Below are 9,228 nucleotides of genomic sequence, written 5' to 3'. Positions count from 1 at the left end.
TGCCTCCTTACGCAACCAGCTCCGTCGGCGCGATCACTGTCAAACCTTGTGCTTCCGCTACGGCGGCGAGTCGCTTGTCGTAGGTGACGAAATACGTTAGCGCGCTCCCTAATTCAAGAGCCGCAACCACGTGGAGCGCATCCAAGCTGCGCAGGCTGGTATTGGGTGCGAGCTTGCCCGCCTTATCGAGGACTTCAGCCGTCAGCACAATTTGCGCACAGCGGTCCAACCAAGCGGTGGCGCGCGCGTGCGTCTCTTGACTGGCACCAGCCGCATGAAGACCACGGCGCAGCTCGGTCCGAGTCAGGTGAGCGGTGATCTGGCGGGAAGACGCCTGGTCGGCGAGCCAGTTCTGGAGTGCTTCGGAATCTTCTTCCTGCTTGAAAAGCTTGATGGCCGCGCAGGTGTCCATGTACAGGAAGTTCACCATGTCTCCTCGTCGCGCAGAGACAACACTGCCTCGCTCCCGCTTGGTCCGTCAGGAGACGGAGGCTCTAGCGGCATGTTTGCAGCTTCTGCCGCTGTCGGTAGGTCCTGGAGTACCGCCGGATCGAGAACTCCGGCGGAAATTGCACGGGCGAGGGCTTGCTCGGCCTCGTCCGGTGAAGCGCTCTGATCTGTGGTTTCGCTGTCGATCGCTGCCTCGTAGAAGGCATCCGCGAGTGCCATGATGACGGCGTTGATGCCTGGGCCGTCGCTGAAGAAGTAATCGGCCATCGTGTTGTGGGCCGCTTGATTGTCGACAACCGCTTCCGTGACCGCCGACTGGAAGTCCGGCGATTCCATGAACTGCTTCTTCGTGTTCACCTTGGCCTGGTTGATCAGGTCCGGGTAGGAGAGCAGCTGCTGCACCAGTCCCTGCACGAACTCACGGACCTGTGATACGGTGAACAACTCGGCGCCGAAGAGGTCGTTCATCTTGTCGATAACAACCTGCAGCGCAACGTACTTGGGCTCCTTGCGGGTGCCGGCGCCGGCGGCGCTGATGCCCTTGAGCTCACCGTCGCCGGTCAACGAGATGTCGACCGCGGTCCCCTTGGTGTGCTTAACCCCGACCAGGACCACGTCGGAGAGGTCGACCTCCGCGGACCAAGAGGAATCTGCGATGACCTTCTCCAGGAGCCGCAGGAAGATCGATAGCATCTCCATGTACGGGTCGCCGTAGTCGACGATCTGGCTCATGAAGTCATAGAGCCGGACGTAGGTGGAGACGTCCTTGCGGAACAGGTCGAGGGTGTTGAGAGTGACTTTGTCGTCGGCTTCGATTGCAGCCGCGTACCGGCGGGCGAACGCGTTCTTGGCCGGACTGATCGCGGCCGAGAGTGCGTTGTTGCCTTTCCGGGTGACCCACGATTCGGCGACCTCACGTACCTGATCCGGCGTGTAGATCCCGGCCTGGTCGAGCTTGGTAGCGAGGTGAACAACAACGTACGGGTCGGTCTCGTTCTCCAAGGTGGCATTAGTGAAGTACGGCTCGAACGCAGCCCGGATGTCCTCAGGCTTGTTCACGAAGTCAATTACGAACGTCTTGCGCTTCTGCTCCCCACCCGCAGTGCGATGAGTGCGGTTGAGCCGAGACAGCGTCTGTACAGCAGTGACCCCGGACAGCTTCTTATCGACGTACATCGCCGAGAGCAACGGTTGGTCGAATCCTGTCTGGAACTTGTTGGCGACCAGCATGATCTTGTATGTCGCCCCCTTGAACGCCGCGGCCAGGTCCGAGCTGGCACCGGGGTTCAGGTTGGTTTCGGTGAACTCGTCGTCCTTGCTCGGCTGCGGCCCCCAGTCCGAAACCCACTCCTCGTCCTCGTCCATCGTCACCGAGCCGGAGAAGGCGACCAGGGTGCGGTAGTTGTACGAGGCGTCCAGGGCGGCCCGCTTGGCGATGTAGGCGTCGATCGCCTTCTTGTACTTCACCGCGGCTTTGCGCGAGTCGGTCACCACCATCGCCTTCGCCTTGCCCTCCAGCAGGTGGGCGACGTTGGCGTGGAAGTGCTCAACGATGATCTGAACCTTCGGGCTGATGTTGGTCGGGTGCAGTGTCACCCACCGCATCACCCCTCTGCGTGCTGCAGCCTCATCCACCTCGTCACCGTCGCCGCTCTTGGCCTTGGCTGCGATCTTCAGCGCGGTGTCGTAGGTCTGGTAGCCCCTGAGTACATCGAGGATGTAGCCCTCTTCGATCGCCTGGCGCATCGAGTAGAGGTGGAATTCGGTCGGCTTCCCATCAGGACCTTTACGGCCGAAGAGTTCCAGAGTCTTGTTCTTCGGCGTTGCGGTGAATGCGAAGTACGAGATGTTCTGCGATTCGGCTCGCTCGGTCATCTCCGAGGCCAGGATCGCCTGGACGTCGACCTGACCGCCGTCCTCGATCTCCTTGACTTCTTCGGCGGTCAGTACAGCCTTGAGCTTGGAGGACATCTGACCGGACTGCGAGGAGTGCGCCTCGTCCGCGATCACCGCGAACCGCCGGCCCTTCAGCGACGAGTCAGCGCGGATCTCGTCGAGGGCGAACGGGAACGTCTGCACTGTCACCGCGATGATCAGCTCGCCGTTCTTCAAAGCGGTTGCCAGCAGTCCGGATTTCGATTTCGCTCCCGCCTTGCGGACATCTTCTGGGCTGATCGTGGCAACGATCTTCCCTGCCCCGTCGATCTGCCGGATCGCCTCTTGCAGCTGCCCATCGAGCACATTGCGGTCCACGACGACGATCACCGAGTCGAAGACCTTCTCGTCGTTCACGTGCAACCGCGCTAGTCGGTGTGCAGTCCAGGCGATCGTGTTCGTCTTACCCGACCCTGCCGAGTGCTCGATCAGGTACCGATGCCCGACACCCTCCTCGCTCACTGCGGCCACGATGTTTGTCACGGCCTCCCATTGGTGGAACCGAGGAAAGAGCATGCTTGTACGCCGCACCGACGTTCCAGTCGCGACATCCCACTCTTCCTTGGTCTCCACGATCATCAGCCGACCGATGATGTTGAGCCAGGCGTGTTTCTCCCAGACCCGCTCCCACAGATATGCGGTGGCCGACCGCCCGTCCTCTGCCGGTGGATTCCCCGCGCCTTGGTCGTAGCCCGTGTTGAACGGCAGGAAGTGTGTCTTTTCACCTTCGAGCCGGGTCGTCATGGCCGCCAGTTCGTTGGCCACCGCGAAGTGGACCAGGGCTCGGTGCCCGAACGACAGCAGCGGCTCCAGCCGCCCGTTGGTCATTGGATTCCGGCGCTTGCGGTACTGGTTGATCGCATCATCGAGAGACTGGTTGAAGTCGGTCTTCAACTCGGCTGTGGCGACCGGTAGCCCGTTAATGAAGAAGACCAGGTCGATGCTGCGCTGGTCAGCAGTGGAGAAATGCACCTGCCGCATCACCCGAACCCGCATCGCCGCGTACTGCTCGTTGGTGGTTGCGTTCAGACTGGTCTCGGGACGGAACTGCGCCATCTTCAACCGGCCACCGCCGATGTACTGCACCCCGTTGCGCAGGATATTCAACGTCCCGCCACCATGCTCGAGAGGCTTGTCGAGCGCCGTGGTCAGCACGTCAAGGAACTTCGACTCCGACCCGGCGGCCTTCAAAGCCTTCTCGTACGCTGTCTGCTGGGTCTGCTTCAGCCAAGCGAAAAGGTCCTCGGGGAATAGCGCCCGCTCTCGGTCGTAACCAGTGTCATCCTCGGAGTACAGCCACCCGTGGTCGGCCATATACTCACAAATCTCGGTTTCGAAGACGACCTCGTGGTGGTCGGCCATCAGACCATCTCCCGTACATCGATCTGCCCAGTCACCGCTGCAGTGATCAACGCCCCCCGCCGCTCACGGGCAAGCCCAATGAAGTTCTCCGTCTCGACAATGAGCTCGTCGATCTCAGCGGTCTTCCTGTCCAGGTACTCGACGATTCGCCGCTGCTCGTCGACAGGCGGGAGCGGGATGCGAAACGCCTTAAGATCCCCCATACCGATGGTGCGAATCGTCGACCCATTCTGGAATGAGTCAAAGAATGGCTGCATCGCATCCCCGAACAAAACCCACAGGTATTCAGGGTCAAGAAGGGGCCCACATATCCATGCTGCGAAGTGCTGAGACGTCGCCATCGGAACGCCCATGATGGCCGTACGTCCAACAGTCGCGTCTCGGGACAGAACGACGGTGTGCGCAGGGAGCAGTCGGGCCGAACTGTTTGCGATTCCGGCATCACTGATGCGCTGTACTGTGTCTTGAAGGTACTTGATTCCACGCATCCTGCCGACGTCGTGGAGACTCACCCATGGGACATAACAGTCCGTCCACCAGTCGGCTCTGGAACGGCTTGGCGTGTGCCCGCTTTCAAGTTGAGCAACCGAGGTCAGAGGGACAACACGCCAACTCGATGGGACTTGGTTTGCCCATGGTAAGGGGCTCTCGACTTCGTCGGTTGACGCAGTGCCGTGCAGTGCAACGTGCACCCGGAGAGCGCGCCGCCGCTCGCGGAGCATCTCGATCAGGCGCTGCTGCTCCTCGATAAGCGTGTCGATGCGGGCGGTCTCGCAGTCGAGGTAGCTGACAATGGCCCGCTGCTCGTCCAGCGGAGGAACCAACCACGGCGCATCGGCCAATTCTTCGCGGTTAACCTTCGGCATCTTGACGCGCGTTGAGATGATCGTCGCAAACGTGTGGAACGGCCGCGCCAGGAAGTAGTAGAGCGCGAACCGCGGCTCGATCCGGGCGGCGAATGACATCGCGTACATGTCCGCGCTGCAGAGCGCAGCAGTCTCAGCGATCGCAACCTTGTTGAGCGCCGGCCGAATTTTTGAATACACAAGTTGGCCCTGCTCAACGAGGTACTTGCCACTGTCGGCGCCTTGCTCTTCAGCCGTTTCGACGCTGATGATTCGTCCCGTGTTGCTCTCGATGTGGTTGGGAGCGATCAGCGTCATCCCGCTCCAGGGTTCCTCGCGAGGATCTACCTGTCCGCCGTTGATCGTTGCCTCATAACGGAAACGGCTGAGCTCCCAATGCGCTGGCACCTCGCCCAGCCATGGGGAGTCGGTTGGCTTCATCTCGGCGTAGAACTTCATCAGTCCTCGACCTCCCGCAAGAGATCAAGGATCTTGGTGACCTGTTTCTCCAGTTCGGCGTCGATCTCGGCGAGTGGCCGTGGTGGAACGTACTTGTAGAAGTGCCGGGTGAAGGGGATCTCGTAGCCGATCCTGAGCCTGTCCCAGTCGATCCAGGCATCAGGAACGTGCGGCTTGACCTCGGCGTCAAAGTACTTATCGATGACCTCAGCCTTGCCAGCTGCGCCAGCGGTCGAGCCACCGTAGGTGAACGGCACGTTCTCGGTGTCGCGCTTCTTCGGGTCCGGCTTAGGCTTCCCCTTGCGGTCCACCACCGGCTGGCCGGACTCGTCGAGGAGGGGGCGCTCGACAGTGATTGTCCAGTAGCCGAACTCGTCGTTGCGCAGCACCCTGGAGTAGTCGGGGTCGGCGTCGGTGAAGTCGGCGTACAGACGCACCACCTTGGCGCGGTCATCCTCGCTCAGCTCACGGTTCTTAGAGCCGAGGCTCTTGCGCATCTTCGTCCAGAACGAGCTGCCGTCGATCAGCTGGACCAGGCCTTTGCGGTCTGTGTGCTTGGCATTATCGAGGATCCAGATATAGGTAGCTATGCCGGTGTTGAAGAACATGTTCGTCGGCAGCGCAATGATGGCGTCGACCAGGTCGTTCTCCAGCAGCCACTTGCGGATGTTGGAGGGGCCGGACTCGGCGGCACCGTTGAAAAGCGGCGAGCCGTTCATCACGATCCCGGTCCGGCCGCCACCGTCCTCCGGCGCCCTCATCTTGTGAACCAGATGGAGCAGGAAGAGCATCTGCCCATCCGAAGTCGCCGGGAGGCCAGGGGCGAATCGGCCGTAGGGGCCCGCTTCGTCGCGCTCCTTTGTGATCGTCTTGGCGTACTGCTTCCAGTCGACGCCGTACGGCGGGTTGGACATGCAGTAGTCGAACTGGCGGCCCCTGAACGCGTCATCGGTCAGGGTATTGCCAAAGGCAATCTTGGACGCGTCGTGGCCCTTGGCTAGCAGGTCGGACTTACAGATCGCGTAAGACTGCGGGTTGTACTCCTGGCCGTAAAGGGTCAGCTTCGCGTCGGGGTTCTGCGCAAGCAGGTGCTCCTCGGCTAGCGCGAGCATGCCGCCGGTACCCGCGGTGGGATCGTACAGCGTGCGGATGATGCCAGCCTCGGTCAAATCGGCGTTCTTCTCGGCGAACAGCAGGTCGACCAACAGCCGAATCGCATCCCGCGGGGTGTAGTGGTCACCGGAGGTCTCGTTCGCGGCCTCGTTGAACTTGCGAATGATGTACTCGAACGCGTCGCCCATATCGGCGTTGGAGACGACGTTCGGATGCAGGTCGACGGCCTTGAAGGCCGTGATGACCTCGCGCAGAAGCCCCGCCTTCTCCAAGGCGAGGATTTCCTTCTTGAAGTCGAAGTACTCGAACACGTCAACATCTGGTGAGAACCGGTCAATGTAGTCGGCCAGATTGTCCGCCAAGCCGTCGGCGTCTTTAAGAAGGTTCGCGAACGAGTAATTCGAGGTGTTGTAGAACGGCCGTCCTGTAGCCTGCTCGACCTTGACCTTGAGCTTATTGGGGTTGTCGTACTCTGCTGCCAGCGCGCGTACCGTCTCCAGGTCGGGCTCAAGGATGCAGTCGAGACGGCGCAGGATCGTTAGCGGGAGGATCACGTTGCCGTACTGATTGGGGCGGTAGGGACCCCGAAGTTGGTCAGCGATCGACCAGATGAAACTACCGAGGTTGCTCACAAGGCTCCTTACGAGTCTCACTCGACGATGAATGCTGGACGCCTACCGCTAGCCCGTGTGCGCTGTCCGAACAGGCGGCGCACTGTCTGCAGCAGCCAGTGCGTCACACGAGCATCATCGCGCATCGCGACACCCTGCACGCCACGTGGTCGGCAGCAGCGACCTGCTCAGGGAATCCTTCTCGATCGGTGTCCTCGCCGTCACCGGACCTTGACAAGGCTTCGGACGCACCGATCGCCCGAGGCGTGACGACCAGTCGTCGTTCGGAGACGGCCAGACCTTCGCGCTACTGGCTTACATTTCAGCAGGTAGCCGAAGCGCGCAGTGCCTTCAGCCAGTTTCTGGACCTGCGGGTCCACCCCCACGTTGCCGCTCCTCGCTGTCCGACTCCATACCCCATCGCACCTATGAGAAGACATGCTACAACCCGAGAGATCAGACACGAAAGCCATTGCGCACCATGCGAGTAGAGGCTTTGACCCAAACGATGACTGCACCCGACCGAACGCAGCCTACCCGGCTCCAAACACAGGACTTATCAGAACTGAACCGTCACGAGTAAGGGACCGGCTTCGGTTTCAGACCAGCGCCGGTCGGCGTGGCGATTGTTGAGAGTAGTACGCGGCTTCGTATTCGGCCGGGGTCAGGTAGTCCAGCCGGGAGTGCAGACGGGCGTTGTTGTACCAGTCGGCCCATTCCATGAGCGCGAATTCGACCTCGGTGAGGGTCTTGAACGGGCCGTGTCGGTTGACGACCTCGGTCTTGAACAACCAAGGCCACGTAGTTAAGTCGCGGCGGTACCGGTCAACTCGTTTGCTGCGGAACGTGATTGGTGGTGAGCGTGGCAACGGGACCTCTGGTATGGCAGTGAAGCCGACCAAGGTCTTCCTGCATCCGAGAGGTCCCGTTGCTATCCCAGTCTGTCACTACAACACTCACCCGCACCATCACCGTGGCCAGAGGAATCTTCGCGCCCGGACATCTTGGCGAGCTGACGCAGTACTTGCCATTCGAATTGATCGACGACGTACTCGCCCAGACCCGGACGGTGCAGCGCCGAACCCGTCTACTACCCTCGCGCGTGGGCGTGTATTTCGTTCTGGCGCTTGCTGTTTTCCCGGCACTGGGCTACGAACGCGTATGGGACAAGCTGGTCGCCGGGCTCGGGTCGCTGCCGTTGCGTCGGCCATCAGAGAAGGCGCTGCGAGATCTGCGCCGACGGCTGGGTGCAGCACCACTGAAAGCACTGTTCGAAATCGTGGCAGGCCCGATCGCACAACCAAGTACTCCAGGTGTGTGCTATCGACGCTGGCGCACTGTGGCCTTCGACAGTTGCAGTTCACTCCAGGCCGCCGACCAGCCGCGGATCCGGCTGCGGCTGGGCAAGCTCACGCGACATCGGGGCGGCGCAGAGGGCTATCCGCATCTGCGGGTGTTGACCTTGTGTGAGACCGGCACCCGGGGTCTCCTCGGTGCGATCTTCGGCTCGGTCCGCCGCAGTGAAACCGACTACGCCGCAACGCTGATGCACTTGCTCGACGAGTCGATGCTGGTGCTGGCCGACCGCAATTTCGGTGGCGACGAATTCCTCACCCGCACCGCCGCCACCGGCGCTCAACTGGTGGTCAGGCTCTCCTCCCGTCGCCGCCCGGCGGTCTGGGCAACCCTGCCCGACGGCTCCATTCTGACCAGGATCAACGGGCGCCGCTTCCGCATCATCGACGGCTAGGTGACTGCCACCTGCGCCGACGGATCCACCGTGAGCGATCGGTATCGGATCATCACCACGCTGCTCGATCACCGCACCGATCCCGCGATCGGGATCATCGGTCTCTATCACGAACGCTGGGAGGTCGAGTCAGCGTATTTCGCGTTGCGCCACACCATGTTCCATGGGCGCGTCTTGCGTTCAGCCGACCCCGTCGGCCTCGAACAGGAGGTCTGGGCGATGCTGACGGTCTATCAGAGGCTGCGTCGCGCGATGTGTGACGCCGTGGAGACCGTTCGAGGAACCGATCCCGATCGGGCAAGCTTCACCGCAGCGCTGACCGCAGCCATCGACCAGATCGTCACCGCAGCCAACGTCATCTCAAACATTGTGCCCGGCAACAGTATTGCGACAGCAGTGCTGAGCAACCTACTTCCGGCACGCCGTTTGCGCCTCAGCGTGCGGAAGGTCAAGTGCCCCATGTCCCGTTACGGAAATCCACCCACCGACACCCGTCCCACCAGCAGCCAAACCGTCACGCGGTTAAAGATCAGCCTGCTGGCCGGCGAACCTCACCCGCCAGCAGCGGAACAGCCGGGCGCCGGTCCGGACCGCCGCAATCAAGTGCTGCGGCTGCTGCGGGCCGACCCCGACCGGGCATGGACCCCCCAGCGAAATCGCCCAGGAGCTGAACGTTGCTCGATACCGCAGCCTCTGCGGCCAG

5 protein-coding genes and 1 pseudogene are annotated in these 9,228 nt (G+C 61.6%); 1 reads left to right on the top strand and 5 read right to left on the bottom strand.

What is annotated here, in order from left to right; translation table 11 throughout:
* Positions 1-7: 7 nt before the first annotated feature.
* From NA10_RS25505 to NA10_RS37690, 5 genes are all read right to left on the bottom strand, one after another.
* Positions 8-430, bottom strand: coding sequence for a type II toxin-antitoxin system VapC family toxin (locus NA10_RS25505; protein WP_067572306.1), 423 nt, complete (start codon positions 428-430; stop codon positions 8-10).
* Positions 424-3,747 (bottom strand): type I restriction endonuclease subunit R, encoded by a 3,324-nt coding sequence (locus tag NA10_RS25500; RefSeq protein ID WP_245677884.1) that lies wholly within the window; start codon positions 3,745-3,747, stop codon positions 424-426. The genes NA10_RS25505 and NA10_RS25500 overlap by 7 nt, the downstream gene beginning before the upstream one ends.
* Positions 3,747-5,051 (bottom strand): restriction endonuclease subunit S, encoded by a 1,305-nt coding sequence (locus tag NA10_RS25495; protein WP_067572305.1) that lies wholly within the window; start codon positions 5,049-5,051, stop codon positions 3,747-3,749. The genes NA10_RS25500 and NA10_RS25495 overlap by 1 nt, the downstream gene beginning before the upstream one ends.
* Positions 5,051-6,796, bottom strand: coding sequence for a type I restriction-modification system subunit M (locus NA10_RS25490; RefSeq protein ID WP_067572303.1), 1,746 nt, complete (start codon positions 6,794-6,796; stop codon positions 5,051-5,053). The genes NA10_RS25495 and NA10_RS25490 overlap by 1 nt, the downstream gene beginning before the upstream one ends.
* 578 nt (positions 6,797-7,374) lie before the next feature.
* On the bottom strand, positions 7,375-7,566 hold the full coding sequence (locus NA10_RS37690) for an IS3 family transposase (RefSeq protein WP_169812644.1): 192 nt from the start codon (positions 7,564-7,566) through the stop codon (positions 7,375-7,377).
* Between the two features lie 137 nt (positions 7,567-7,703).
* Here NA10_RS37690 and NA10_RS39600 point away from each other — a divergent pair.
* A pseudogene (locus NA10_RS39600) lies at positions 7,704-9,062 on the top strand (IS4 family transposase); the annotation flags it as partial.
* Positions 9,063-9,228: the final 166 nt, after the last annotated feature.

It is taken from the genome of Nocardia acidivorans NBRC 108247 (assembly GCF_001625085.1).
Taxonomy (GTDB): Bacteria; Actinomycetota; Actinomycetes; order Mycobacteriales; family Mycobacteriaceae; genus Nocardia; species Nocardia acidivorans.
This window is presented reverse-complemented; position numbering and strand designations above follow the sequence as displayed.

Bases quoted from the DNA above. Each gene is read 5' to 3' on its own strand.
- NA10_RS25505 (WP_067572306.1), bottom strand. From the start codon at position 430: ATGGTGAACTTCCTGTACATGGACACCTGCGCGGCCATCAAGCTTTTC.
- NA10_RS25500 (WP_245677884.1), bottom strand. From the start codon at position 3,747: ATGGCCGACCACCACGAGGTCGTCTTCGAAACCGAGATTTGTGAGTAT.
- NA10_RS25495 (WP_067572305.1), bottom strand. From the start codon at position 5,051: ATGAAGTTCTACGCCGAGATGAAGCCAACCGACTCCCCATGGCTGGGC.